Origin of the sequence: Ruegeria arenilitoris, assembly GCF_013031355.1 — a bacterium.
GTDB classification, from domain to species: Bacteria; Pseudomonadota; Alphaproteobacteria; order Rhodobacterales; family Rhodobacteraceae; genus Ruegeria; species Ruegeria arenilitoris_C.
Genome location: NZ_WPZO01000007.1, coordinates 171,124 through 196,601 on the forward strand (window position 1 = coordinate 171,124; position 25,478 = coordinate 196,601).

Here is a 25,478-nt window from a genome sequence, read left to right on the forward strand (position 1 = left end):
CATGAAAGACCTTTCGTCTTACTTCAAAGGCACAATCGCCACCGCTGCCCTGTTTGCCGTCCTGGGATCACAGGCCATTGCGGAAACCAGCATGGAGATTGAGGCCGGTATTGGCGGGGCAGACCCCGACCCGGATGCGCCATTGGTGGCATTGGGCGAGCCTCCAATTCCGCTGGACAACCCGCAGACCGACGCCAAGATCGAACTGGGCAAGATGCTGTTCTTCGATCCGCGTCTGGGTGGCAACCCGTCGACACCGTGCTCGGCCTGTCACATGCCGGATATCGGTTGGGATGTCGAAGCTCCGATTTCATTCGGGTATCCCGGCACGACCCACTGGCGCAACAGCCAGACCATCGTGAACTCGGCCTATTACGGCAAACTGTTCTGGGCGGGCTCGTCCAAGAGCCTTGAGAGCCAGGCCAAATCCGCCGCAGGCGGTGCGGTCGCCGGGAACGGCGAGGCCGACATGATGGAGGCCCGACTGGCCTTCGTTCCGGAATATGTGGAGCGGTTCAACGATGTCTTCGGCGATCAGTGGCCGCGCGTCGGTAACGCATGGCGGGCCATCGCCGCGTTTGAGCGAACCATCGTTCAGACCGACACGCCCTTCGACAACTACCTGCGCGGGGATGATGCGGCGCTGACCGAGGAACAGAAACGCGGGCTGGAGCTGTTCACCGGCAAGGCGCAATGTTCCGAATGCCACAACGGCGCGCTGCTGTCGGATGAGAAATACTACAACACCGGCGTGCCCGCTTTTGACGGGTGGCAGGATGACGGTCTGGCGCAGGTTACCTTCCGGTATGAGCTGTATGCCAAAGGCTCGACCGAAGAGATGTATCGCCACACCAAGGACGACCCCGGCTTCTATTTCCGCACCAAGGAAAAGGCCGACAAGGGCAAGTTCCGCACACCGTCTCTGCGCTATACCCTCTATACCGAACCCTACATGCACAACGGCATGTTGGCGACGCTTGAGGATGTGGTCGAATTCTACAACCAAGGCGGCGGCGAGAACGAGTTCTCGGCCAACAAGTCCCAGCTGATCCAACCCCTTGGTCTGAATGACCAGGAGAAATCGGATCTGGTGGCCTTCCTGAAATCCCTGTCCGGCGAGGAAATCCTGATCGAGGAACCCGACCTGCCGGACTACCAGCCGCTTCCTGCGGTTGCAGCAGAGGAGTAAGCGTCATGACAGATCATAACGCAACCGGATGCAGCTGTTCGGGCGAGGCCAAAAAAGCCTGCACCGTGAACCGCCGCCAGTTCCTGTTCGCCTCGGGTGCCACGACCTTTGCCGTGATGGTGGCGATGCCCACCCGTCACGGTCAGGCCGAACAGGTTCCCGCCTTGGTCTCCACCTATCCGCGCAAGCTGATCGGCAAACTTTCCGAACTGGAGCAGGATGTCCCGGTCGAATTCTACTACCCGGATGAGGGCGACTATTCAGATTCGATCCTGGTCAAGACCGGCGTGGAGAGCGGCGGCGGCATCGGTCCGCAAAAGGATGTTGTGGCGTTCAACCTGACCTGCACGCATCAGGGCGGATCGCTCTATGACACCTACAAAGCGGATCACAAGGTGCTGGGCCCGTGCCCGCTGCACCTTTCCACCTATGACGTGACACGGCACGGCATCCTCGTCTCGGGGCAGGCCTACCAGTCGCTGCCGCAGGTCCTTTTGGAACTGGACGGCGATGACATCTACGCCGTTGGCATGTTCGGCCTGATCTACGGCCGTTACGACAACCTGATTGCATAAGGGGAGACGGTATCATGGCAACCCCGTATTACGTACCCGAAACCAACGTCCCGCTGCCGCCCAAAGGCGCCGAGGTCATCTCGACCGCCTGCGATTACTGCATCGTGGCCTGTGGTTACAAAGTCTATCGCTGGCCCGTAACGGCCAAACCCGGCGGCCCTTCCGCGGACGAAAACGCATTCGGCGAGGATTTCCCCGTTGCACCGCTGGGTGCCTGGGTCGCGCCGAACCAGCACAATATCGTTCTGCACAAAGGTCAGCCCCACCACGTGGTGATCATTCCCGACAAGGACACGCAATACGTCAACACCGACGGCGACAGCTCCTTGCGGGGCGGGTGTATCGCGCAGAAATGCTATAACCCGCAGACACCGACGCGCGACCGTCTGAAGACGCCACTGATGCGGATCTATGGCACCCTGATGCCGGTTCCGTGGGATCTGGCGCTGGATGTGGCGGCTGAGGTGGGCAACCATGTCATCGCCAAACACGGCACCAATGCCTATGGCGTGAAGACCTTCAGCTATCAGTATATCGAGAACACCTATGCGATTTCGAAATACGCGCTGCGCCATATCAACACCGCGAACTTCACCTTCCACGACACGCCATCCGACGTGACCTCGACCCCCGGTTTCCGGGATGCAGGTTTCGACAATTTCGGCCCGTCGTATGAGGATTGGCGGGATGCGGAAACTCTGTTGGTCTGCGGTACTGATCCGTATGAGACCAAGACGATCCTCTATACCCAGTGGATGATGAAGGGGATGCAGAACGGTCAGAAGGAAATCTATCTGATCCCGCGCCGCTCCGCTGGTGTGGCCCATGCGGAAAAGATGGGTGGCCTGCATATAGATGTTTTGCCCGGCACCGACCTGCTGGTCGTCAACGCCATCGCCCGCGTCATCGTGGAAAATGGCTGGGAAGACAGCGACTGGATTCAGAAATGGGTCAACAACAAGTGGGAAAGCTCGTCGGGCTTCGGCCAGGGCACCCGGAACACGCCATGGCAGTGGCGCACGACCTGGGGCAAATTCCAGACCAAAGGGTTTGAGGACTGGAAAGAGTGGCTGCTGTCGCAGGACGAATTCTCGCCCGAGAACGCAGCCGCCATGGCCGAGATCGACGTGCAGAAAATCTATACTGCTGCCGAATGGCTTGCCAAACCAAAGGATGACGGCTCGCGCCCCAAAACCTCGATCATGATCGAGAAAGGGTTCTACTGGTCGAACAACACCGGCAACACGCAGGCGATCTCCGCGCTGGGCATCATCTGTGGCTGTGGTGGACGTCCGGGTCAGGTCATTGGCCGGGCCGGGGGGCACCAGCGGGGCGGTGTGAAGGGCGGGAAATACCCGCGCAACAAATCGCCCGAGAAACTGCCGGGTCGCCGTCGCCGCGCCATGGATACCGACCGGTATCTGATCGCAGGTCATACCCGTATGGCCCATGTGATCGGCACCACCTGGATCCAGTCCATGTGCGGATCGCAGCAACTGGCCGACAAGTTTGAGGAGCTCACTGTCCGCAACCCGAACCAGATCGCCTCTTTCGACAAGCAAGAGATGATCGACACGCTGAAGGCCCGCGCCGACAGCGGCGGTATGGTGGTGATCAATCAGGACATCTACCTGCAGGACCCGATCGGCAACCGCTACGCTGACATCGTGTTCCCCGCAGCGACCTGGGGTGAAGAGGATTTCCTGCGGGCCAACGGCGAACGCCGCCTGCGTCTGTATCAGAAGTTCTATGACGCCCCCGGTGCAGCCAAGCCCGATTGGTGGATCATCGCGCAACTCGCACAGCGAATGGGCTTTGACGGGTTCGACTGGCAGAACTCGAACGAGGTCGCCGAAGAGGCCGTGCGCTTTACCCGCGGGTCGCGCAAGGACTTCCACGCGGTCTACCGACTGGCCAAGATGGAAGGCAAAGGGCTGCATCAGAAGGTCCGTGAGTTTGGCACCGACGGTGTGCAATGCCCGGTCATGCTGGATGCCGATGGTGTCACGCTGATTGAAACCAAGCGTCTGCACGACACGACCCGAACCCTGCCCGATACCGGCGCAGCGGGTAAGGATGTGTTCAACAAGAAGCTGACGCATTTCAACAGTCAGACCGGCAAGTGCAACATCCAGAAATCGCCATGGGGTCTGTTCTCGGATTATTGGGAATGGCTGAAACCCAACAAGGAAGAAGGCGAGCTTTGGGCCACCTCCGGCCGGATCAACGAACGCTGGCAATCCGGCTTCGACGACCGCCGCCGCCCGTATATCGTGCAGCGCTGGCCGGAAAACTGGGTTGAGATTCACCCCGACGATGCGGCCGAGCGTGGCATCGAAAGCGGCGACTATGTGATGGTCTATTCGGAACGGGTTCCGGGCAACAAGACCACGCTGCTGGGTGTGGAAGGCGATGACTTCCAGTTCTCGAAACTGATGGAGAACGGGCATATCGAACTGACCAAAGCGGCGATCACCGCCGTGGCCATGGTCACGCCCGCCATCAAGAAGAGCGTGGTCTACATGGACTTCCTGCACATGCAGCAGCCCGCCAACGCGCTTGAGGGCCGGATCGTCGACTGGATCAGTGGCAACTACAACTACAAGATGGGCGTTGCCAAGCTGCGCAAACTGGGGCCGAGCCCCTACAAGACCTCGTTCCGTACGATGTCCTTTGCACCGCGCGACATCGCCTGATGACAGCTTTCCAGGGGGCGGACGCCATGCCGCCCCCCGGGTTCGGCCCCACTGCAGAAGGGGCCTTGAACCGGCCCCCCGGTTCACCTGGAAGGCAGGCATCGGTTGGGAAACCTGCCTTCCACTTTCCCAACCTCTCCCAACCGCAGACATGGCAGCTTGATATGAACATGCATTCCGATACCGCATTGCGCGACGAGGCCACCGGCCTGTTTTCCGAATACGCAAAATCCGACTATGACGTGATCCGCCTGCGCGCCATTCAGGCCCTGACTGCCATTGGCGCAAGTAACAGCCCGGCGCTGGTCGAGGCGCTGCTGGATGATGATGAAGACGTGCGCCAGGACGCTGCCCAAGCGCTGGGCGCGCTGGGCGTGCAAGAGGCCGCGCCGCAACTGCTTGAAAACCTGATCCACGATCCCTGCGGCGAGGTGAAACTGGCCTGTGTGACCGCCTTGGCCGAGCTGAAATCCGAAGACGCCGCACCGTACCTGCGCACCCTTGTGACCGGACGCGGGGATGAGATCACCTGGGACGAGGATGAGCTGCATCAGGACGAGTGGGACGACTGGCTGGATACTCAGATCGCCGCGATCAAGGCGCTGGGCAAGATGGGTGACGCAACTGCGATTGAACCCATCGTCATGGCCCTGATGGACGAAGACGGGCAGGAATTGGGAGATGTGGCCTGTGAGGCGCTGGGCCGGATTGGGGAACCGTCGGTGCCGACTTTGGGCGTGTTCACGCAGTCTTCCAACCGCCGCTTGCGCCACCGCGCCCTGCGGACGTTGGCCGCGATTGGAGGGGCCGAAGCCGAAGCCATTTTGCGCAAGGCCGTCACCGACAAGGACGGGGCCGTGCGCCTGATCGCCTATGAGGCGCTGATGCCGAACGATCCGGCTCTGGTCGAACAGGCCCTGACTGACACGGTCGAAGACATCCGCATCGCGGCGCTGAACCTCTCGGGCTTTTCCGAACCCGAACTGCTGGACCGCATGATGCGCGACCCCGGTGCCAAGGTGCAGCTGGCGCTGATCGAACGGTTGGACCGAACCACGCCGATCACCGATCAGGAGGACCTGCGCTGGCAGGTGCTGGATTTCCTTGCCACCGGCCAACAGCCTGAGGTTTCGGCGCAGGCGCTGGGCCTGTTGGCCGCGCTGGCCCCGGAATTGGTGGCGGATCGTCTGAACGCGCTGTTTTCGGTCGATGCGGATGATCTCATGGCCGAACGTCTGCAATGGGCCATCGTCGATGCGCTGGCAACGTCTCCTCTGCGCGAAGCGGCCGAGTGGTTGCAGCGCGCCTGCCGGTCTCCGTTCCGGTCGGTGCGGCTGAAGGCCGTGGCATCGCTGGCGATGATCGTCACCGATGCAGAGCGCCCGCATGTGAACCAGCAGCAGGGCCGCGAATTGCTGCTGTCTTTTGCTTTGGCACCGATGCCCGTTTCGGAAGAAGACCCCATCGACACGCCGCAAACCGACATCGCCGCGCTGGAAGAAGCCGGTCTGGACGTGTCCGAGGGTGGGGAAAACGGCCCGACCTCCAGCCTTGGCGCAATCCTCGGCCATGATGCCATCGCCGCCGAGATGACACAGGAGGCCGAGGAGGACGAAGTCCAACCCCTGACCCCGCGCGAACAGGCGTTGCTGGCCAAGGCGACACGCCACCCCAAACGCCGCCGCGTCGCGCTGGATGACAATGCCGAAGCGTTGGAGCGTGAAACCCGCATGTCCGCCATCCGCCTGCTGGGAGAGGTGAAGGGGATGCAGATCATGCTGGCGCAGATCGCCAAGGACCCCGAGACCGAGATCGCGCAACAGACCCTTGCCGCGCTGGGTGTTGCCGTGGCGCGTCACGGCTCGGAACTGGATGAAACCCAACTGGTCGATCTAATCACCCAAGGGTTATCGCACACGGATTCCGCGCTATCGCTGCAGGCGCTGAAGCTGCTGCAACAGGCCGATCTGCCACCGCAAGACGCATTGCGCGGTAAGCTACGGGCGATTCTGAAAACCGGAGACACCCCATTCCGCATCGATGCCATGCACATTCTGACCAGATGGGATAGCACTCCGGATGTGGCGCGCAGTCTGCTGGACGACGTCTCGGCCCCGGTACGGCAGGCGGCGATGCGGCTGTTGTCGGAAACCGCCCCGGATCAGGCGGGGGCGGCCATCGTGCCCTTCCTGCTGGCCAATCCCGAGCAGCGGATCGTGACCTATGTCAATGACAGCGCCCCCGCGGTCGTGACAATTGGGCGGGAATTGCTGACCGGGCTGCGCGACGAAGACCGCCGTGCCCTATGGCCGGTGATGATCAGCGCGCTGGCCGATCTGCTGGGGAAACCCTCGCGGGTGGCCTGAACCCGGAGGGACAGATGACGATTTCGCTGAAACTGAGTGCAGCGATCCTTGCGGGGGTGATGACCTTTGCCCCCGCCGCACAGGCCGAGGATATTCCCGAAGTTGCCGTGGTGCACCAGATCATAGACCTGAACGCCGACACCCCGGCTCATGCCTTTCGGTTCGAGCCCAAGCTGCTGCAGGTACCGGCCGGATCGACCGTCCGTTTCAAAGGCTCGACCGGGCGGCATACGGTGACCTCGATCATTCGCATGATCCCGGTGGGCGCGCGCGCGTTCGAGATCCGCGGCCAGCCCGAAATGGACCTGACCTTCGACAAAGAAGGCGTCTATGGCATCCGTTGCCGCGTGCATGGGCGACATGGCATGGTGATGTTGCTGATTGTGGGTGATCCCAGCTCGAACCTGGAAGAGGCGCGCGCCTATTTGCCGAAATTGGGCGAGGCCGAACAGGCCGGGTTTGAAGAGCTGTTCGAACAATTGGAGGATCAAAATGGCTGATGGATGCGCCTGCGACCGGCACGCTCAAATGTATTTGACGGTGTCCGAGGCTCTGACCCGGGGTCTGGCCGTGGCCGATCCGGTTGCCGATACCGAGGTGTTGCCGCTGATCGATGCCATCGGCCGAGTGCTGGCCGAGGATTGCACCAGCAAGGTGGACATGCCGGCCTTCGACAATTCGGCCATGGATGGCTATGCGGTTCGGACGGTTGAACTGGGCGATGGTCCGACCTTTGATATGCCCGTCGCCGGGCGCGTGGCCGCCGGGGACAGCGGTGCCCATGATGCGCCCGTGGGTACCGCTCTGCGGATATTTACCGGCGCTCCGGTGCCGGCGGATTTCGATGCCGTTTTGATGCAGGAGGATTGCGAGACCACCGCCGACGGCATCCGCTTTGCCCGCCGTCCCAAGCCCGGCCAGCATATTCGCCGCGCAGGCGAGGACCTGAAGGCCGGTGCCCCTATCCTGCGGCGCGGATGCGAAATCACCGCGCGTGAGGCCGCCGCACTGGCCTCGGCCGGGTATGGCGAGGTCAAGGTGTATCGCAAGCTGAGGGTCACGATCTTTTCGACCGGCAGCGAGCTGCGTCAGCCCGGTGAGGCATTGGGCCCCGGCCAGATTTACAACTCGAACCGCTACATGCTGCGGGCGCTGTTGGACAAGCCGTGGATCGACCTTAACGACAAAGGCCCGGTTGAGGATGATCCCGAACTGTTGGAGCAGGTGCTGCGTGAGGCCTGCGATACCTCTGACCTGATCGTCACCACGGGGGGTGTGTCGGTGGGCGACGAAGACCACATGCCGCGCCTGTTTGCCGAGATCGGCGGCCAGACCGATGTGATGAAGGTGGCGATGAAGCCGGGCAAACCGATTATGTTCGGCCGTAGGGGCGATGCGCTCTATGTCGGGCTGCCGGGCAATCCGGTTTCGGCCTATGTGACATGGCAGATCATCGGATCGCATATGATGGCGCGCCGGGCCGGTCTGTACCACGCCCCGCATACTCCGGAACAGGCGGTTCTGGCCGAACCGCTGGAGCGTCGCGCCGGGCGTCAGGAATACCGACCCGTAACGATCGAGGGCTCGGCACCTGACGGCACCCCGCGGCTGCGCCTGATGGCAGCATCCTATAGCGGTCGGGTCGCGTTGCTGGCGCAGGCGGATGGTCTGGCGATCATTCCGGCCGAAACCGAGACGCTGCCGCAAGGCCACGGGTTGCAGTTTCTGCGTTTCTGACGCTGCTGAATAGGGCAGCCGCGTTCTTGCATGAAACGATCAGCAGCAGCTACAACTGTTCCGCGCCAGCTTAACACGCCCGCTTGGATCTGATTATGGTTAAAGAACATATCCTTGTCGTCGATGATGACCCGCAGATAACGTCCTTTCTGCAGCGCTACCTTGAAAAGCAGGGTTGCCGGGTCAGCTGCGCCGCAGACGGCAATGCGATGGACGCTGTTCTGGAAACCTCAGAGATCGACCTGATCCTGCTGGATATCGGTCTGCCTGGCCGCAACGGGTTCGACATCACGCGAGAGCTGCGGGTGAGTTCCAACATTCCGATCATCGTTCTTTCGGGCCGGGATGAGATTTTCGATCGGGTTGTCGGGTTGGAGTTTGGGGCCGATGACTACATCACCAAACCGTTTGAGGCGCGTGAGGTTCTGGCCCGCATCCGCACCGTTCTGCGCCGGGCTCGACCCGAAGAGAAAGCGGCCAACGGGGACGAGATGCCTCAGGTCAAGTTCGGTGACTGGGTTCTGAATGTGAATGAGCGCACCCTGACCGCCGCAGGTGCGTCCGGGGCCACGCCTTTGACGACCACCGAATTTGATGTGCTGCTGGCCTTTGTGACGAACCCGCACATGGTCTTTTCCCGCGATCAGCTGCTGGATAAGGCCCGCGGGCGCGAAACTATTGTTGGCGACCGGACCATCGACGTGCATGTCGCGCGGCTGCGCAAGAAGATCGAGCCCGATCCCGCCGCGCCGACCTTTATCAAAACGGTGCACGGGATCGGCTATTGTTTTGCCGCCAATGTGCGCAAAATCTCGGCCTAGCTGAGGTCCTTGAACATATAGGTCGTGGGCTCCAGCCGGTCTTCGAACGGGTTGCGGCAATAGTTCGGAATCTCTCCGGCGATTTGAAACCCCATGCTTTGGTACAGGATGCGCGACGGGTCAGTGCTGCGCGTATCCAGCACCAGCAGGGTTCGATTCAGTTGGGTCGCCCGATCCTGTAGCGCGGCCATCAAAGCACGCCCAAGCCCCCGGCGCCTGGCCTCAGGGTGGACCAGCAATTTGCCCACATCGGCGCGATGCGGTTGGTTGGGCATCGCTGCCGGGACCAACTGCACCGTCCCCAAAACGCGCCCACTGTCGCGGGCCACGAACAGGTCCAGCGCGCCGGTCTGCAGGTCCGGCCGCACTCGGTTCTGCCAATAGGTGCGGGCCTGATCCGGAGTAAACGGCAGGACGAACCCGATGCTGGCACCATCCTGCACACAGGCGTGCAGGATATCCGTCAGGTCTTCCAATGCGTCGTCAAATCCGCTGTCGTCCAGACGCGAGATCATATCAGCACCAGCAAGTATCGCGCCCCGCGGGCGGGCGGTGTTTCGAACCGGGTCGGACCGGACAGATGATAGCGCAGGCAATCGCCGCCACTCAGATCATGTGCGACCCCTTCCACCGTCAGGGTCAAGGCGCCGTCCAGCATGATCAGGTGATGTTCCTGCCCGGGCTTGGGCGGCGTGTCATAGGTAATCACCGTGCCGGGCGGCAGATGGCCTTCCAGAACCTCGGCGCTGAGGCCGGCGGCAGGTGGAGACACCGAGCGGCGCGTGAACCCGGTTTCCGGGTCGCGCCATTCCGGTTGCCGCTCGAATGGTACGCGCGGGTCGAAACTGTCCTCGACCATCATCAGCAGGCGGGACATCGGCAGGCCATATGCGGCACACAACCGCCCCAGCGTTTCCGCAGTGGGGCTGACATCCCCCTTCTCCATCCGTGAGAGGGTGGCGCGGCTGACGCCGCTGCGCTCGGCCAGTTGGTCCAGTGACCATCCGTGGCCCCGGCGCAGCTCGTTCAGGTGGTTGGCAAGGCGGTTTGAGAGGTCGTCCAGCATGGTTCATATTTGGGAATCACGTTCGTATCTGAGAATACTATCTAAAATCATTCGCAGCACAACAAAAAAGGGCGCAGATATATCTGCGCCCACTTCTACTGCTCGGTTTTTTGTCCGGATCAGTTCCAGCCAACCTCGTTGAAGATTTTCTGCGCCTCGGGCAGGTTCTTGGCGACCTCGGACAGGTTCACGTCATCTGCCTTGAACTCACCCAGTGCCTTGACCGAGTCCACAAGTTCGACGCCTTCGACTGCCGGGAATTCGTCATTGCCCGCCGAGAAGTATTTCTGGGCCGAGTCGCTGGCTAGGTATTCCAGGAACAGGATCGCGTTTTCCTTGTTCGGTGCGTTCGCCGCCACACCAGCACCGGACAGGTTCATATGTGCGCCGGTGCTGTCCTGATTGGGAAAGACCCAGCCGATCGAGTCGATGTCGGCGGACACGCCTTTGACGTCTTTGCGGATGGCGCGGGCAAAGTAATAGGTGTTCGACACGGCGATGTCGCACTCGCCGGAAACGATGCCGCGCAGCTGGTCGGTGTCGCCGCCCTGCGGGTCGCGCGCCATGTTGGCGACAATGCCTTCGGCCCAGGCTTTGGCCGCCTCGGAGCCCTCATGGGTGATGATCGAGGCCAGAAGGGTCTGGTTGTAGGTGTTGCTGGACGACCGGATGCAGATCAGGCCCTTGTATTCCGGCTTGGCCAGATCGGCATAGGTGGCCGGCGGGTTGGCTACGTTTTCCTTGTCGAAAAAGATGATGCGGCCGCGCTGGGAAAAGCCGAACCACTCGTTGTCTGTGTCCTGCAGGTTGGAGGGGATGCGCTCTTCCAGAACGGCGCTGTCGATGGATTGAAGAACGCCTGCATTCTTGGCCCGCGCCAAACGCGAAGTATCGACGGTCAGCAGGATATCGGCAGGCGAGTTCGCCCCTTCGGCTTCCATCCGGGCGATCAGCTCATCGGCCTTGCCCTCGATGCGGTTGATGGTGATGCCGGTTGCCTCTTCGAATTCACCGTACAGGTTTTCGTCGGTGTCGTAGTGGCGCGAGGAATAGAGGTTCAGCTCTCCCTCGGCAGCGGCAGAGGTTGCAATCAGGGCCGTCAGGGCGGCGGCAACGCAGGTAGAGGATTTCAGCATCATGTTTCCCAACTTTGAAAGCTGTGGTGGTTTATTTCTGACTGAAAAGGTCAATGAAACAATTCTTGGAGGGATGCAAGTAAATCTGACAAATTTAGTTGGGAAAATGGTCGCACGTGAAAACGTCCGTGGCGGACCATCGAATCCACTGCCCGTTTGGCTGAAAGCCGCGTCATGTACCGGCTATCAGATTGGATCACTCAGGTGGGGCTGATCAATCGGCCATCAGAATAATCTGTCTCAGGCCGCAGGCTCCGAAAAGGGCGGAACCGAACATTTCACAGGTTTCTTCGGCGAGCGTCACATAACGCCCATTTTCCATTTCATGAAAAAACATAAAGGCGGCAGTCATCTCGAGCCCGAGTGCGCCTCCCAGATAAACCACTACTGCAAGGATAAAATACCGTCGTGGCGCAGGCTTCATGCCGTAGATCACAAAGCGAAAACCGAGCAGCACAAGTATTAAGTATAAAGACAACTACAAGGCCGTAGACAACCCACTCCCACGCAAAGAATCCGGTGCCGTCAAAGTTCCTGGTGAAATACGCGCCAACTGGTTCGTGTACCTAGGCTGCGTCGTCAAGCGCTGCGAAGAATATGTGGCCGCAAAGCCAAGCCAGTGCCGCAGTTGGTAGAATAGCTGCGGCTGAATAAATCAAGTATTGGATAGGAGTTGGTAAAAAAAATACGCGAAACATGTCCACATTTATTCTTTAACTCACCCCACCAAGCTTAAGTGCAGAGTTTTGGCTGTATAGTGAGTTGCGGCATAAGGTAACTGTTGGGCCGATTTTTGCCATGAAGTGAGGTCAATTCCTCGATAGTGCATCTATTGTTCCCGTATTGCCAACAATGACGACTCGGTCACTCGAGCGTAGTACTCCGATCTTTGGCAAAGTAGATGAGCCAGAAACCTGAGCGACACATTGTGGATGCGATCGCAATGACTGCAAGACAGACGTAGCCACAAAAAAACCGCACCCGAAGGCGCGGTTTCTTTAACAGTTATGCGTAGTTCTTAGCCCTGGCGAGCTTTGAACTTGCGCTGCGTCTTGTTGATCACGTAGACGCGGCCTTTGCGACGCACAATCCGGCAGTCGCGGTGCCGGTTTTTGAGCGAGCGGAGCGAGTTCTTGACCTTCATGGGTCTGTCTCCAATCTGCGGCGCCTTCATCAAAGACGTGGCCAGCGCCTGGGTTAGCGGGTGCCCCGGAGCTCCGGAACAGTGAAACGATGGTGGGCGGTACAAGGATCGAACTTGTGACCCCTTCGATGTCAACGAAGTGCTCTACCGCTGAGCTAACCGCCCACTTAAACCTTTGCGTGCCCTGCCCCATAACGAAATGGGGCGCGGAACCCCGCGCCGGTAGCGGGGTCTATAAAAGGAGTCGCAAAGGGGTTCAAGGGGTTTGGTCCAACTATTTTCCAGTCTATGCTGAAACCGAACAAGGAGTCACCATGCAGAACACGCCATATGTATTGGATATGCCCGCCAGCCGCACGTCCTGCGTGGTATTTTCCTCTCCGCATAGTGGCCGGAACTACCCTGAATCCATGCTCAACCGTACGGTTCTGGGTGAGAATGTGATTCGATCCTCGGAAGATGCCTTTGTGGATCAGCTGTTTTCTGCGGCGGCCGACTTTGGCGCGCCGTTGATCTCGGCGGTGATGCCGCGCGCCTATCTGGACCTGAACCGCAGCGCCGAGGAACTGGATCCGGCGCTGATTCAGGGCGCGCGCCGACATGGCCACAATCCGCGTGTGGCCTCGGGGCTGGGGGTGATTCCCCGCGTGGTGGCCAATGGGCGTGCGATTTATCGCGGCAAGCTGACGATGGATGAGGCCCGGCTGCGCATTGATACCTGCTGGCGACCGTATCACGCCCGGATCAAGTCTCTGCTCGCCGAATCGCATGATGCGTTCGGACAGGCGATTCTGGTCGATTGCCATTCAATGCCGCATGAGGCCGTTGCCATGGTCAGCAACCCAAGAGCCCGACGGCCGGATGTGGTGCTTGGTGACAGGTTCGGGGCGTCGGCTTCGGTCGACGTCGTGGACCAGATCGAGGCCGCTTTTGTCGCGGCCGGGCTGAACGTGGCGCGCAACACGCCCTTTGCCGGGGCCTACTTGACCCAGACTTACGGTCGCCCGACCCGTGATCAGCACGCCGTGCAGATCGAGATCGACCGGGCGCTTTACATGGACGAAGCCCGAATCGAGCCGAATGAGAACTTCGCCGCGTTTCAGGAGATTCTGCGCGAGGTCATCCGGGACATTGCCGGTATTGGCGAGGAGTCTCTGCCTCTGGCCGCCGAGTGATCTCAGCGCAGGGCACGGCCTTTCACAATCGCATCGCTGCCAAATCGGCGCCGGATTTCGTCGGTGGCGCGTTCGGCCTGTGACCGCTGGGTCGCGCCGGGGTCCAGAAGGTCACCCGATATGTCCGCTTGCGATTCAGCGCACAGATCGGACAGGCCAACGCCCAGCAGGCGGTAGGGCCCCTGATTCCCGACCTGATCGAACAGCCCTCGGGCGGTGCGATAGATTCGGTCAGCGATCTGCGTTGCGTCGCGCAGGGACACGCGGCGGGTGAGGGTCTTGTGATTGGCGCGTTTCAGTTTCAGAGTGACGACCCGCCCGGCCAGAGCTTTGGCCTTGGCGCGGTCGGCAACCTTTTCCGACATGCGCCACAAGTGTCCGTCCAGAATGTCCAGGCTGGCGGTGTCTTCGAAAAACGTGGTCTCGTTGCTGATCGACTTCATCGGCTCATGCGCCGAGACGCGCCGTTTGTCCTGCCCGCGGGCCAGATGCCACAGCCGATAACCCATAGATCCGAACCGTGCGGTCAGCGCCTCCTGATCCCAGCGCAGCAAATCAGAAAAGCTGCGGATGCCGGCGCGGTCCAATGATTCCTGTGCAGCCGGGCCGATGCCCCAGATCAGCCGCACCGGTTTGTCATACAGAAATTCCGCCGTTTCGGCCTGGCCGATCACAGAAAATCCGCGTGGTTTGTCCAAATCGGACGCCACCTTGGCCAGAAACTTGTTGTGCGACAGCCCGATCGAGCCGGTCACGCCCAGCTCATCCTTCATCCGTTTCACCAAGCGCGCCAGCATCGCGGCAGGCGGAGCACCGTGAAGGCGTTCAGTGCCGGACAGGTCCATGAACGCCTCGTCCAGCGACAGCGGTTCGACCACCGGGGTCAGTTCATCCATCATCTTGCGGATCTCGCGCGAGACCTCGGCATAAACCGACATGCGCGGCTTGATCACCACCGCGTCGGGGCAGAGTTGCAGCGCCTTGAACATCGGCATGGCCGAGCGCACCCCGCGAATGCGGGCGACATAGCAGGCGGTGGACACAACGCCCCGCTTGCCGCCACCGATAATTACAGGCTTGTCGGCCAGCTCCGGATTGTCGCGTTTCTCGACCGAGGCATAAAAGGCGTCACAATCCATGTGGGCGATGGATAGATCGAACAGTTCGGGATGTGTCTTTACTCGCGGGCTGCCGCAAGAAGGGCAGCGCCGTTCGTCGGTCAAAGTGGTCAGGCAATCTCGGCAGAGACCGGGCATGAAATTTTTCCCGCCTTCCGTGCGATCCAATCAGCGGATTACTTATACCAGCCCCGGCTGCTACGCAAAGTGGCGGCTGCTACTAAGGTCACAGCGATTTTCAGAAGAAGACCCCCCGCGAAGTGGCGGGGGGAGGTGACGGACCTCAGGAAGAGACGGTCCGCGGGGAGTATCACAGCCCCAGAATCGCTTAAATTCACCGGTTTCGATAGGACCCAGGTCACAGAAGAAAAACTCGGGTTTTTCATGTGTGTTTTGGGGCACAGGGACGATTTGGCGCGGATCGGCAGAAAAGTGACGTAAGGTCAACTGCTTGAGGGCGCTTTTTGTCGCGAAAATCCGCCGATTTACCCAGGCGCTTCAGTGCCGTGTCAAGGAATTTAACTCGGCAAGAACCGCCTCGGCGGCCGCTTTCGGGTCCTCTGCCTGATAGATCGGGCGGCCGACGACGATGTGGTCGGCGCCGTCGCCAATGGCGCTGGCCGGGGTGGCGACGCGTTTCTGATCGCCCAAGGCGGCCCCTGCAGGGCGGACGCCGGGGGTGACGATCAGGCGGCCTTCGGCCTGGGGCAGGGCGCGGATCAGGGCGGCCTCTTGCGGGCTGGCGATGACGCCATCGGCCCCGGCCTCCAGCGCGCGCGCCGCGCGTTCGACCACCAGATCCTGAACGTCGCCCTGTTTCAGCAGGCTGGCATCCAGATCGTCGCGGTTCAGCGAGGTCAGGATGGTCACCGCGAGGATCTTGAGGTCCTTGCCCGAGGCGCCCTCTTTCGCGGCGCGCACCACATGCGGGTCGCCATGCACGGTCAGGAAATCCAGGTCGAACTGCGCCAGCCCGCGCACGGCGTTTTCTACCGTATTGCCGATATCGAACAGCTTCATATCCAGAAAGATGCGCTTGCCGTGGTCCTGCTTCAGCTCATTGGCCAGGGCCAGCCCGCCACCTGTCAGCATCCCCAGACCGATCTTGTAAAAGGACACGGCATCGCCCAGCCGCTCGGCCATGGCCAGCCCCTGCAGGGCGTTCGGAACATCTAGGGCAACGATCAGGCGGTCATCGGACGTGGGAACAGTCATCGGGGCAAGCTCCTTTTTGGCAAACGTCTGCGTCCTAGCGGGTTCGAGCGCTTCTGTCCATGCAGCGCGGGAGAGATTTAGATCAAGTCGCGAAAACCGGGCTGTGCTATGGTGCCGGTCGAACAGGCGAGCAATTCTGATGGGGGGAATATGAAAGCGCGGTTTGGTGTTGGACTCGTTCTGGTAGTAGCGGCCTGTCAGGATATGCCGTTGGAGACGGAGGCTGCAGATACGCTCATCGTGTCGCCAACAAATGATGATCTTCGTTTGGTGCGCGGATACCGGTCCACCGATGATGATTGCCAGCTGACCGGCGAAACGGCTTTTACCATCGATTTTCTGGATGATGCGGCGGATCTTGTGTCCTGCCCGGCTGGCGGCGATGCGGCGCAATCCCTGGTCGAGATGTACGGCGCGCGACAGGTGGCGAAAACCGGAGGCTATGCCGTGTATACCGTGCCACGGCGATAGGCTGCCCTTGGCGCAGCAGAGCCTAGGAAAAAAGCGTGGTCAGCCTGTCATCCATTTCCGCCAGAATATCGATGTTTCTCAGCCTGCGCGGTGCCACGCGATATTCCTTGCCCTCAACAACCCTCATCGAACTGGCCAGATGGGGCACGGCTTGCAACACGGCTTCGCTCAGGGGAACGGGGTTATCACTGTCGTGTACTTCCGCCGTGGTGTTGGCTTTACGGCGCTGCACGTCTCCCCACTTGAGCAATGCGTTGTGGCGGTAACTGCGGTCCTGCATCGGCGCGTTGCGCAGCTCCTCGAAATCAGCCTCCAGCGCGTCGGAGCGCTGTTGCATGGACGTCCGGTTGGCCAGCGGAAAGTGGATCAGCGCAAGCCCGGGGGTATGCGCCCAGGGATGGAAAGCCCCGTGTGCGCCCAGAGAAAACGTGATCGGTTCGCTCAAGGCAAAGGGTTTCGAATAGCGCGCCGAAAACCTGAGCTGCAATCTGTCGTCCGTCAATGGCTCGACCTCGAACCCCACAGCGCCTACGACACTTTGCGATCTTTGATTGTCCAGGATCTGAAGAAGTGTCTGGTCGGGCTGTGTCGGCAGGACGATTTCATCCACATCTCCGCACAGCACCCAGTCATGCGAGTTGAGAAGAACGGCACAGAAATCGGTGAGCATTCGCCAGCGTTGTTCATCAAAATCTTCCGGCAGCTGATTGCGCGGGATTCTGATCAGGTTGCAGTCCTTCGCCAGTTCAGCATGAACGTCGTCGTCGCCATGACCAATCACGTACAGGTTTTGCGTTCCGAGCAGCCGGCCGTAATATTCGATCCATTTCGATAAATACCAATGATCCTTGTAGACCATGGTGACGGCGCAAACTTTCAACTCGAACTCTCCTGTCGGCGACGCGAAACTAATTGAGCGTGAATCTTCGGGCAAGGCCAAAGGTTTTGGTTGGGTAGCTTCCTTTCGGCAAAGTGGCGTGTTTCGTGAGGCCGATGTCAACAACCGGCGCATTACACGCGGAACGAGAGGAAGACTCAGAGCTATTTGCGTATACTATGTCTTGAAAGCGTTTAGAAATTCACCAGATTGAATGCGAGGCCCAGACCGATGTGTGCCGCCAAGCGGGCGCATCATATTCAGGGCGCTTAGAAAAAGGAGATTGCTATGGACTTAAACAAGTTCACCGAGCGGGCACGGGGGTTCGTGCAGGCGGCGCAGACAATTGCGCTGCGCGAGGGGCACCAGAGGCTGGAGCCCACACATATACTGAAAGCATTGATGGATGACGATCAGGGGCTGGCCAGCAACCTGATCACACGCGCGGGCGGTGCGCCCAGCCGCGTGGTCGAGGCGTTGGACGCGGCCATGGGGAAAATCCCGAAGGTCAGCGGCGACGCAAGCCAGATTTACATGGACGGCCAGACTGCCAAAGTTCTGGACGAGGCGCAGAAGATTGCCACCAAGGCAGGCGACAGCTTCGTGCCGGTCGAGCGCGTTCTGATGGCGCTGTGCATGGTGAAATCCAAAGCCAAAGAGGCGTTGGAGGCCGGTGCCGTATCCGCACAGAAACTGAATGAGGCGATCAACGACATCCGCAAGGGTCGCACCGCTGACAGCGCGTCGGCGGAAGAGGGCTATGACGCGCTCAAGAAATACGCGCGCGATCTGACCGAGGCTGCGGCTGAGGGCAAGATCGACCCGATCATCGGGCGAGACGAGGAAATCCGCCGCTCGATGCAGGTTCTGTCGCGCCGGACCAAGAACAACCCGGTTCTGATCGGGGAACCCGGCGTCGGTAAAACCGCGATCGCCGAGGGCATGGCTCTGCGCATTATCAATGGCGACGTGCCGGAATCGTTGAAAGACAAGAAGCTGCTGGCGCTCGACATGGGTGCGCTGATCGCTGGTGCGAAATACCGTGGTGAGTTCGAAGAACGCCTCAAGGCGGTTCTGACCGAGGTCACTGAGGCCGCCGGTGAGATCATCCTGTTCATCGACGAGATGCACACGCTGGTCGGGGCCGGTAAATCCGACGGCGCGATGGATGCCGCCAACCTGATCAAGCCTGCGCTTGCCCGGGGTGAGTTGCATTGTATCGGCGCAACAACGCTGGATGAGTACCGTAAATACGTCGAAAAAGACGCGGCCCTTGCGCGCCGGTTCCAGCCTGTGATGGTCACCGAGCCGACCGTTGAGGATACGATCAGCATCCTGCGTGGCATCAAGGAAAAGTACGAGCTGCACCACGGTGTGCGAATCTCGGACTCGGCGCTGGTATCGGCGGCGACACTCTCGCATCGCTATATCACCGACCGCTTCCTGCCCGACAAAGCCATCGACCTTGTCGATGAGGCGGCGTCGCGTCTGCGAATGGAGGTGGATTCTAAGCCGGAAGAACTTGACCAGCTGGATCGCCAAATCCTGCAGATGCAGATTGAGGAAGAGGCGCTGAAGCTTGAGGACGACGCGGCCTCCAAGGATCGTCTGGAAACCTTGCAAAAGGATTTGGCCGATCTTCAGGAGAAATCCGCCGAGATGACCGCCCAATGGCAGGCCGAACGCGACAAGCTTGCGGGCGCGCGGGATCTGAAGGAACAGCTCGACAAAGCGCGCGCTGATCTGGAGATCGCCAAGCGTGAGGGCAATCTGGCGAAAGCGGGTGAGTTGTCTTATGGCATCATCCCCGAGCTTGAGAAAAAGCTGACCGAGGCCGAAAACGCGGAAAGCAACGCCATGATGGCCGAGGAAACGGTGCGTCCGGAACAGATCGCTTCGGTGGTCGAACGTTGGACCGGTATCCCGACCGCCAAGATGCTGGAAGGCGAGCGTGAGAAACTGCTGCGGATGGAAGACGATCTGCATTCCCGCGTGATCGGTCAGGATGCGGCGGTGACCGCTGTCGCCAATGCCGTGCGTCGCGCGCGCGCGGGTTTGAACGACGAAGGCCGCCCGCTGGGCTCGTTTCTGTTCCTCGGGCCGACCGGCGTGGGTAAGACCGAGCTGACCAAGGCCGTCGCGAATTTCCTGTTCGACGACGACAACGCGATGGTGCGCATCGATATGTCCGAGTTCATGGAGAAACACGCGGTCGCCCGTCTGATTGGTGCCCCTCCGGGCTATGTCGGTTATGACGAAGGTGGCGTGCTGACCGAAGCCGTGCGGCGCAGGCCCTATCAGGTCGTGCTGTTCGATGAGGTCGAAAAGGCGCATCCGGATGTGTTCAACGTGCTGTTGCAGGTTCTGGATGATGGCGTGCTGACCGATGGTCAGGGCCGCACCGTGGACTTCAAGCAGACGCTGATCATCCTGACGTCGAACCTTGGGTCTCAGGCGCTGAGCCAGTTGCCCGAAGGCGCCGACAGTGCGCAGGCACGGCGGGATGTGATGGATGCGGTCCGGGCGCATTTCCGGCCCGAGTTCCTGAACCGTCTGGATGAAACGATCATCTTTGACCGCCTCAAGCGGGCCGACATGGATGGTATCGTCGATATCCAGATGGCGCGTCTGCAGAAACGTCTGGCCGCCCGCAAGATCGAGCTGGTGTTGGACGACGGCGCCAAGGAATGGCTGGCCAACGAAGGCTATGATCCGGTCTTCGGTGCGCGTCCGCTGAAGCGCGTGATCCAGCGCGCCTTGCAGAACCCGCTGGCCGAAGCCTTGCTGGCCGGTGAGATCAAGGATGGCGAAACCGTTCCCGTGACCGCCGGGACCGAGGGCCTGATCATCGGCGACCGGTTGGGGACGTCGGAACGTCCCCGCCCGGATGATGCCGTCGTGCATTAACAGGCGCCCTAGTACTGAAAGACCCGCCTCCTCGGCGGGTCTTTTTTATGCCCCGGCAAAGTGCCGGTTCAGAAAACCGGCGATTTCCGTCAGTGAGGCATCAGCCTCGGGGATTTCGGGGTAAAATTCGAACACGTGCCACATCCCTTCCCAGATGCGCAGGGTGCAGTCCGCGCCCGCCTCGCGCAGAAGGTGGTCCAGACGCACGCAACCGCTCAGCAAGTGATCGCGGGTTCCGCTGGTCAGGAAGACGGGTGGAAAATCGGCGTCGAACGAACCGTAGATCGGTGAGATGTCAGGGTGTGTCGGGTCGGCGTTCTGGGGCATGTAACAGGACCGGAAAAACTCGATTTCCGACTGGTTGAGGAACGGGTCGCGGTCAGCCCGTCCGCTGTCTCCGGGGTTGATTACATCGACAAACGGCGACAACAGGGCCAGCGCCTTTGGTTGCGGTCCATGAGTTTCACGCAGTTGGTGAAGCGCGGCCAGCGCCAGATTGCCGCCAGCAGACTCTCCGCACAGACAAGCGCCCGGCGTTTCGGCCAAAACGGACGAGATCACCGCAGTACAAGCATCAAGCGCGGCCGGGTGAGGGTGTTCGGGGGCCAGCGGATAATGTGGCGCTATCACTACAGCCCCGGTCTTCGCGGCGAGTGAGGCGGAAATCGGCAGGTCCTCGAACGGGCTGCCCAAGGTGAACCCGCCGCCGAACAGATAGACAAGTTTTCGACCCATGCGCGGTTCAGGTGGCGTGATGACCATGCATTGCACGCCTGCGATTGTCTGCTCGGACAAGGTGATGCCGGTCTTTTCAACAACTGACATACACCCCTGTTCGCTTTCCTTGCGCAACATGGCCCGAAGGTCGTCCAGAGGTTGGCTCAGATCGCGGTTTGGGGCCTGGGCGGCAAAGGCCTCGGCTTCGGGACTGATCAGGGTAAAGGTGGGGGAGGGATGGTCTTTGGTCATAATGGTAGCTTGAGAGGGGGCAAAAGACCCGCCTGCAAAGGCGGGTCAGAAACGGCCTTATATCAGTGCAAATATCCGCGCAGGACCGCCCGTGCCGCCGACATGTTTGGGCGCGCCGATAACCAGCGTGGCGCCGGCGGCTGGCACCCGGTCCAGACCGGCCATGTTTTCGATCCCGAAACGGCCGGTTGGCAGCCACGCATAATGCGTGGCGAAATCCGTTGAGGGGCCGTGGTCCAGAGATAGGGTGTCCGATGCGATCGACCGCGCACCGGTTTCCTCCATCAGCATCTGCGCGGCCTCGACATGGAAACCGGGATAATGCTGTGCTTCACCATCAAATCCGCGATAAGCATCGCTGTCGGCCTTGGCGGCCCAGCCGGAATAGAGCGCAACGCACGCACCGTCCGGAATATCGCCATTGGCCGACATCCACGCCCTCAGGTCATCCGGGGTCAGCAGCGTGTCCGCGTCCTCGGCCGCGCGGGCCGCGATGTCCACGACACAGAGCGGTGCCACCAGATCCGAGACCGGGATTTCATCCACCGAGGCCCCGTCTGCCGAGAAATGCAAAGGTGCATCAATATGCGTGCCGGTGTGTTCGTTCACCACCATCCGCTGCACGTTGAAGCCATGGTCCGCGAAGTTGAAAACTTGTTCGGACGCGTATCCCGGCTCTCCGAAATAGGTCGGGAAATCGGGGCTGATCGTGTGGGTCATGTCCTCGATCCCGCCATGGCCTGCAGCCAGCGCCGCAGGTGCGGCAGCCCCGGTTGCGGCAGCGGCCACGCCGGTGGCAGCGGCGGCTTTGAAAAACCCGCGTCGCGACAGCATACGGTCCTTGACGGCGTTCATTACGCAAATGTCACACATTCGTTTTCTCCCTCTGAAGTTCTTCAGCTGTTGGGACGGGCAGGCCATCCGCTTTTCGTCTTCAGTACCTGGAGATCAGCCTGCATTTTTGCCGCAAGCGTTGTAAAGCCCGGGAGGGGTGTAGGCGCCGCCACGGCCGCGCCCGCAAGCGCTTACGCAAATCGGGCTTAGTAGCCGCCTGTCTGGCGGCTTTTGCGCAGGGCACGCAAGTCTTCCGCGCTCATGCGTGGGGTGTCCTCGGTGTCCTGCCTGGACTTTTGATTGGCCTCGATCACCTCGGACAGTTTCGGTGCCGTCTCGCGCAACCTCAGATAGCCCAGTACCCCGCCCGCGCATTGCAGGCTGAAAGCCCATGTCCCGATCAGCATGTAAAGTACGAACAGGCCAAGCAGCGACCAGAGGGGCCGGATCGAGGCCATGCCCTTGGTCATGTCTTCAAACTCCTGCAGTTCAGCCTGCAGGGAGCCGAAATAGTCCAAGGCGATCATCAGCGCGATCAGGAGCACGTGCAGGGCGATCATCCCGACATAGCTGAAGATGGTCAGCGCAAACAGCGGGCCGAACGAGGCGCGAAAATGCCGGAAAGGTGTATAGTGCATACCGTCCGGGTCCCGTCCGATCGAGGCGGATGTGATCGGCACAAGCAGGCTGGCCCGGATCGAGCACACCGACAGAAAGACCGCTAGCAGCCCCAGCAGCCCAGGAATAGCCCAGGACGGGTCGACATATTCAAGCGCCAGGTCGGCGACTTCACTCTGTTGCAGAATGTCCGGTGAAATCACAAATATTGATGCCGCGACGATCACGCCAACAATCAGCGTCACGCTTACACCCTCGACGGCGCCATATATCACCGCCGGGGTGAACAACCCCTTGATGCCCGTGCTGGGCTTCACGCCTTTGACCTGCAGCCCCATCCTTGTCCCAAGCAGGGTCGGAACGACGCTGGAAGAGGCCATGATCAGGAACGTAACGATGAAGGCAAATGGCGGAAAGATGAGGCCCAGCAAAAACCCGACCAGGACTCCGACCAGGTTATAGAGGGTCAGGGCAATAAACATGACTGGCAGGACAACGGCCAGGCGCCAGAAAATGGACAGGGACAAAGGGAACGCTTTGGCAAACAGCACAGTAGTAATCTCTTTTCGGTATTCGGTTAACTGTCGGCGTATCCAAGCCGCACAGGCTGCGCCAGTTCTTTTCAGAAGGGATTGTCAAATGCAGGGCGGCAATGTGTCATTTTGGAATCGCAGTGACCGGCTGACGGACCTGATACGTTACAATCTCGTCTCTCAATCGTGACGCCTGTTTCCTTGGCTCTGTGCTATCAGCGGATTACCTCACTATCCGAGGATGTTTGACGACTGGAGACATACATGGCGCATCGCTGGACCAATACACTGACACATGCTGACGTCACCCCCCGGGCGGCGTTTCTGAACCGGCGGCAGGTCATGGCCGGACTGGCAGGTGTCGGACTGGCCGGGATGACGCGGGGGGCCGCGGCGCAGGAGGCGCTGGAGCCGAACACTTGGGAAGAGATCACCTCGTACAACAATTTCTACGAATTCGGGACCGGTAAGGACGATCCGGCCAAATATGCCAGCGCCCTGACCACCGAGCCGTGGAGCGTCAAGATCGACGGACTGGTCGACAACCCGGGTGACTATGACTTCAAGGCCATCCTGTCCGAGATGACGGTCGAGGAGCGCATCTATCGCTTCCGCTGTGTTGAGGCCTGGTCGATGGTGATCCCGTGGAACGGGTTCGAACTGGCCGATCTGCTGAATATGGCGGGAGTGCAGGACGGCGCCAAATTTGTGGCTTTTGAAACCGCAGTGATCCCGGATGAGATGCCGGGCGTGCGTTATCCGATTCTGGACTGGCCCTACCGCGAAGGGCTGCGTCTGGATGAGGCGATGCACCCGCTGACCATAATGGCGACCGGCATCTATGGCCGTCCGATCCCGAACCAGAACGGCGCGCCTCTGCGTTTGGTGGTGCCGTGGAAATATGGCTTCAAGTCGATCAAGTCGATCGTGCGGATCACCCTGACGGATGTCGAGCCGCCCACCAGTTGGAACATGTCCAACCCGCGTGAGTATGGCTTCTATAGTAATGTGAACCCGAACGTGGATCATCCGCGCTGGTCGCAGGCCTCGGAACGCCAGATCGGCGGTGGCCTTTTTGCCAAGCGCATCCCCACCCTGATGTTCAATGGCTACGAGAAAGAAGTCGCGGGCCTGTACGAGGGCATGGATCTGGCGGAATACTATTAAGCCTATGCAGCGGGTGAATCAGATATTACGCCGCATCCCCGTCTGGGCGGTGTATCTGCTGGGGGTGCTTCCGGCCCCCTGGCTGTTCTATCAGGCACTGACCGGAGGCTTGGGTGTCGAACCGATCGAGGCGCTGGAACATCGGTATGGAGAACTGGCGCTGCAATTGTTGATCGCTGTGCTGGCGATTTCTCCGCTGCGGCGGTTCCTTGGTCTGAACCTGCTCAAGTTCCGCCGTGCTCTTGGCGTGCTGACATTCACTTATGTCAGTCTGCATCTGCTGGTGTGGCTTGTTCTGGACGTGCAAGTGCCCAGCCAGATCTGGGCCGATATTCTCAAACGTCCTTATATTACGGTTGGGATGGCGGCGTTTGTCTTGATGCTGCCATTGGCCGTGACATCGAACAATCTGTCCGTACGAAAACTGGGGGCCCGGTGGCGCAGCCTGCAGCGACTGGTCTTCCCGGCGGCGATCCTGGGGGGGCTGCACTATGTCATGCTGGCCAAGGGCTTCCAGATCGAACCGCTGGTCTACTTGTCCCTGATTGTCGGTCTGTTGCTGCTGCGTGTTCCGTTTGCAGGTCTGCTGACTCGGCCGCGTGAGGCCGATTCCGCCTGACTCGCGACCGAGTCTGTGGGTAACCCTGTGCAAAAGCCGGGATTCGGGGTGGGGTCAGTAGGGAAACGCGCAGCCGGCGCAATTTGTGAATCTGTAGTTAATTGTTTTTATTGTAAAAAATACGATTTTGCGGTTTTTTGCAGGTTTCTCGAATTTTCCACTTGCGGCTAGTGTTGGTTATACTTAGAACCCCCTTCACCGGCGCTGCTGAGGCGCTCGGGACACACCGGCGAGACGGTGGGACG

General features: G+C 60.3%; 24 protein-coding genes and 1 tRNA gene. 13 read left to right on the plus strand and 12 right to left on the minus strand.

The genetic code is table 11. The annotated features are described in order from the left end of the window. Nucleotide 1 precedes the first annotated feature (1 nt). The 7 genes from GOX63_RS16925 to GOX63_RS16955 all read left to right on the plus strand — a co-directional run bounded on the left by GOX63_RS16925 (nucleotide 2) and on the right by GOX63_RS16955 (nucleotide 9,384). A complete protein-coding gene (locus GOX63_RS16925; RefSeq protein ID WP_254435990.1) occupies nucleotides 2-1,189 on the plus strand; it encodes a cytochrome-c peroxidase in 1,188 nt (395 codons plus the stop codon). Nucleotides 1,190-1,194: 5 nt separating this feature from the next. Continuing rightward, nucleotides 1,195-1,764 (plus strand): arsenate reductase (azurin) small subunit, encoded by a 570-nt coding sequence (locus GOX63_RS16930; RefSeq protein ID WP_170327762.1) that lies wholly within the window; start codon nucleotides 1,195-1,197, stop codon nucleotides 1,762-1,764. Nucleotides 1,765-1,778: 14 nt separating this feature from the next. After that, nucleotides 1,779-4,460, plus strand: a complete 2,682-nt coding sequence (locus GOX63_RS16935; RefSeq protein WP_170327761.1) for an arsenate reductase (azurin) large subunit — start codon at nucleotides 1,779-1,781, stop codon at nucleotides 4,458-4,460. Nucleotides 4,461-4,624: 164 nt separating this feature from the next. Then, the gene (locus GOX63_RS16940) at nucleotides 4,625-6,826 is read left to right on the plus strand and encodes a HEAT repeat domain-containing protein (RefSeq protein WP_170327760.1); all 2,202 of its coding nucleotides are present in this window, start codon (nucleotides 4,625-4,627) and stop codon (nucleotides 6,824-6,826) included. A gap of 14 nt (nucleotides 6,827-6,840) precedes the next feature. Beyond that, nucleotides 6,841-7,326, plus strand: a complete 486-nt coding sequence (locus tag GOX63_RS16945; protein WP_170327759.1) for a plastocyanin/azurin family copper-binding protein — start codon at nucleotides 6,841-6,843, stop codon at nucleotides 7,324-7,326. After that, nucleotides 7,319-8,563: a molybdopterin molybdotransferase MoeA gene (locus tag GOX63_RS16950; protein WP_170327758.1), complete on the plus strand. Its 1,245-nt coding sequence runs from the start codon at nucleotides 7,319-7,321 to the stop codon at nucleotides 8,561-8,563. The genes GOX63_RS16945 and GOX63_RS16950 overlap by 8 nt, the downstream gene beginning before the upstream one ends. 95 nt (nucleotides 8,564-8,658) lie before the next feature. After that, nucleotides 8,659-9,384, plus strand: coding sequence for a response regulator (locus GOX63_RS16955; RefSeq protein ID WP_170327757.1), 726 nt, complete (start codon nucleotides 8,659-8,661; stop codon nucleotides 9,382-9,384). Here GOX63_RS16955 and GOX63_RS16960 read toward each other — a convergent pair. The 3 genes from GOX63_RS16960 to GOX63_RS16970 form a co-directional block, all read right to left on the minus strand. Continuing rightward, nucleotides 9,381-9,899 (minus strand): GNAT family N-acetyltransferase, encoded by a 519-nt coding sequence (locus GOX63_RS16960; protein ID WP_170327756.1) that lies wholly within the window; start codon nucleotides 9,897-9,899, stop codon nucleotides 9,381-9,383. The two genes, GOX63_RS16955 and GOX63_RS16960, sit on opposite strands and share 4 nt — an antisense overlap. Continuing rightward, nucleotides 9,896-10,450, minus strand: a complete 555-nt coding sequence (locus GOX63_RS16965; protein WP_170327755.1) for a helix-turn-helix domain-containing protein — start codon at nucleotides 10,448-10,450, stop codon at nucleotides 9,896-9,898. The genes GOX63_RS16960 and GOX63_RS16965 overlap by 4 nt, the downstream gene beginning before the upstream one ends. Nucleotides 10,451-10,569: 119 nt before the next feature. Then, nucleotides 10,570-11,586 (minus strand): Fe(3+) ABC transporter substrate-binding protein, encoded by a 1,017-nt coding sequence (locus GOX63_RS16970; RefSeq protein WP_170327754.1) that lies wholly within the window; start codon nucleotides 11,584-11,586, stop codon nucleotides 10,570-10,572. Between the two features lies 1 nt (nucleotide 11,587). On the opposite strand from GOX63_RS16970, the gene GOX63_RS16975 reads away from it, so the two are divergent. Beyond that, nucleotides 11,588-11,800, plus strand: a complete 213-nt coding sequence (locus GOX63_RS16975; protein ID WP_170327753.1) for a hypothetical protein — start codon at nucleotides 11,588-11,590, stop codon at nucleotides 11,798-11,800. Here GOX63_RS16975 and GOX63_RS16980 read toward each other — a convergent pair whose 3' ends face one another. The 3 genes from GOX63_RS16980 to GOX63_RS16990 all read right to left on the minus strand — a co-directional run bounded on the left by GOX63_RS16980 (nucleotide 11,801) and on the right by GOX63_RS16990 (nucleotide 12,895). After that, the gene (locus GOX63_RS16980; protein WP_170327752.1) at nucleotides 11,801-12,022 is read right to left on the minus strand and encodes a hypothetical protein; all 222 of its coding nucleotides are present in this window, start codon (nucleotides 12,020-12,022) and stop codon (nucleotides 11,801-11,803) included. A gap of 582 nt (nucleotides 12,023-12,604) precedes the next feature. After that, nucleotides 12,605-12,730 carry a type B 50S ribosomal protein L36 gene (gene ykgO / locus GOX63_RS16985; RefSeq protein WP_008755722.1) on the minus strand — a complete coding sequence of 42 codons (126 nt, stop codon included), beginning with the start codon at nucleotides 12,728-12,730 and terminating at the stop codon, nucleotides 12,605-12,607. Between the two features lie 90 nt (nucleotides 12,731-12,820). After that, a tRNA-Val gene (locus GOX63_RS16990) sits at nucleotides 12,821-12,895 on the minus strand. Between the two features lie 149 nt (nucleotides 12,896-13,044). Here GOX63_RS16990 and GOX63_RS16995 point away from each other — a divergent pair. Beyond that, nucleotides 13,045-13,905, plus strand: a complete 861-nt coding sequence (locus GOX63_RS16995) for an N-formylglutamate amidohydrolase (protein ID WP_170546506.1) — start codon at nucleotides 13,045-13,047, stop codon at nucleotides 13,903-13,905. A gap of 2 nt (nucleotides 13,906-13,907) precedes the next feature. Here the strand turns inward: GOX63_RS16995 and GOX63_RS17000 are convergent, their stop codons facing one another. Further along, nucleotides 13,908-15,161, minus strand: coding sequence for a DNA polymerase IV (locus GOX63_RS17000; protein WP_170546508.1), 1,254 nt, complete (start codon nucleotides 15,159-15,161; stop codon nucleotides 13,908-13,910). 360 nt (nucleotides 15,162-15,521) lie between these two features. Then, nucleotides 15,522-16,238: an orotidine-5'-phosphate decarboxylase gene (gene pyrF / locus GOX63_RS17005; RefSeq protein ID WP_170546511.1), complete on the minus strand. Its 717-nt coding sequence runs from the start codon at nucleotides 16,236-16,238 to the stop codon at nucleotides 15,522-15,524. 150 nt (nucleotides 16,239-16,388) lie between these two features. Here pyrF and GOX63_RS17010 point away from each other — a divergent pair, with 150 nt between their 5' ends. After that, nucleotides 16,389-16,709 carry a hypothetical protein gene (locus GOX63_RS17010; RefSeq protein ID WP_170546514.1) on the plus strand — a complete coding sequence of 107 codons (321 nt, stop codon included), beginning with the start codon at nucleotides 16,389-16,391 and terminating at the stop codon, nucleotides 16,707-16,709. 22 nt (nucleotides 16,710-16,731) lie between these two features. Here GOX63_RS17010 and GOX63_RS17015 read toward each other — a convergent pair whose 3' ends face one another. After that, nucleotides 16,732-17,589: a glycosyltransferase family 2 protein gene (locus GOX63_RS17015; protein WP_170546516.1), complete on the minus strand. Its 858-nt coding sequence runs from the start codon at nucleotides 17,587-17,589 to the stop codon at nucleotides 16,732-16,734. A 285-nt stretch (nucleotides 17,590-17,874) separates the two neighbouring features. On the opposite strand from GOX63_RS17015, the gene clpB reads away from it, so the two are divergent. Then, nucleotides 17,875-20,493: an ATP-dependent chaperone ClpB gene (gene clpB / locus GOX63_RS17020; RefSeq protein WP_170327747.1), complete on the plus strand. Its 2,619-nt coding sequence runs from the start codon at nucleotides 17,875-17,877 to the stop codon at nucleotides 20,491-20,493. Nucleotides 20,494-20,538: 45 nt separating this feature from the next. Here clpB and GOX63_RS17025 read toward each other — a convergent pair whose 3' ends face one another. The 3 genes from GOX63_RS17025 to GOX63_RS17035 form a co-directional block, all read right to left on the minus strand. Next, nucleotides 20,539-21,462, minus strand: a complete 924-nt coding sequence (locus GOX63_RS17025; protein ID WP_170546518.1) for an alpha/beta hydrolase — start codon at nucleotides 21,460-21,462, stop codon at nucleotides 20,539-20,541. A 57-nt stretch (nucleotides 21,463-21,519) separates the two neighbouring features. Then, entirely contained in the window at nucleotides 21,520-22,335 is an 816-nt protein-coding gene (locus tag GOX63_RS17030) for a cyclase family protein (RefSeq protein ID WP_170327745.1), read from the minus strand. Nucleotides 22,336-22,502: 167 nt separating this feature from the next. Further along, nucleotides 22,503-23,465 (minus strand): hypothetical protein, encoded by a 963-nt coding sequence (locus GOX63_RS17035; RefSeq protein ID WP_170327744.1) that lies wholly within the window; start codon nucleotides 23,463-23,465, stop codon nucleotides 22,503-22,505. A gap of 246 nt (nucleotides 23,466-23,711) precedes the next feature. Between GOX63_RS17035 and msrP the strand changes: the two genes are divergently transcribed. Together msrP and msrQ are read left to right on the plus strand one after the other, a co-directional pair. Beyond that, nucleotides 23,712-24,614: a protein-methionine-sulfoxide reductase catalytic subunit MsrP gene (gene msrP / locus GOX63_RS17040; protein ID WP_170327743.1), complete on the plus strand. Its 903-nt coding sequence runs from the start codon at nucleotides 23,712-23,714 to the stop codon at nucleotides 24,612-24,614. 4 nt (nucleotides 24,615-24,618) lie between these two features. Further along, nucleotides 24,619-25,233, plus strand: a complete 615-nt coding sequence (gene msrQ / locus GOX63_RS17045; RefSeq protein WP_170327742.1) for a protein-methionine-sulfoxide reductase heme-binding subunit MsrQ — start codon at nucleotides 24,619-24,621, stop codon at nucleotides 25,231-25,233. Nucleotides 25,234-25,478 lie beyond the last annotated feature (245 nt).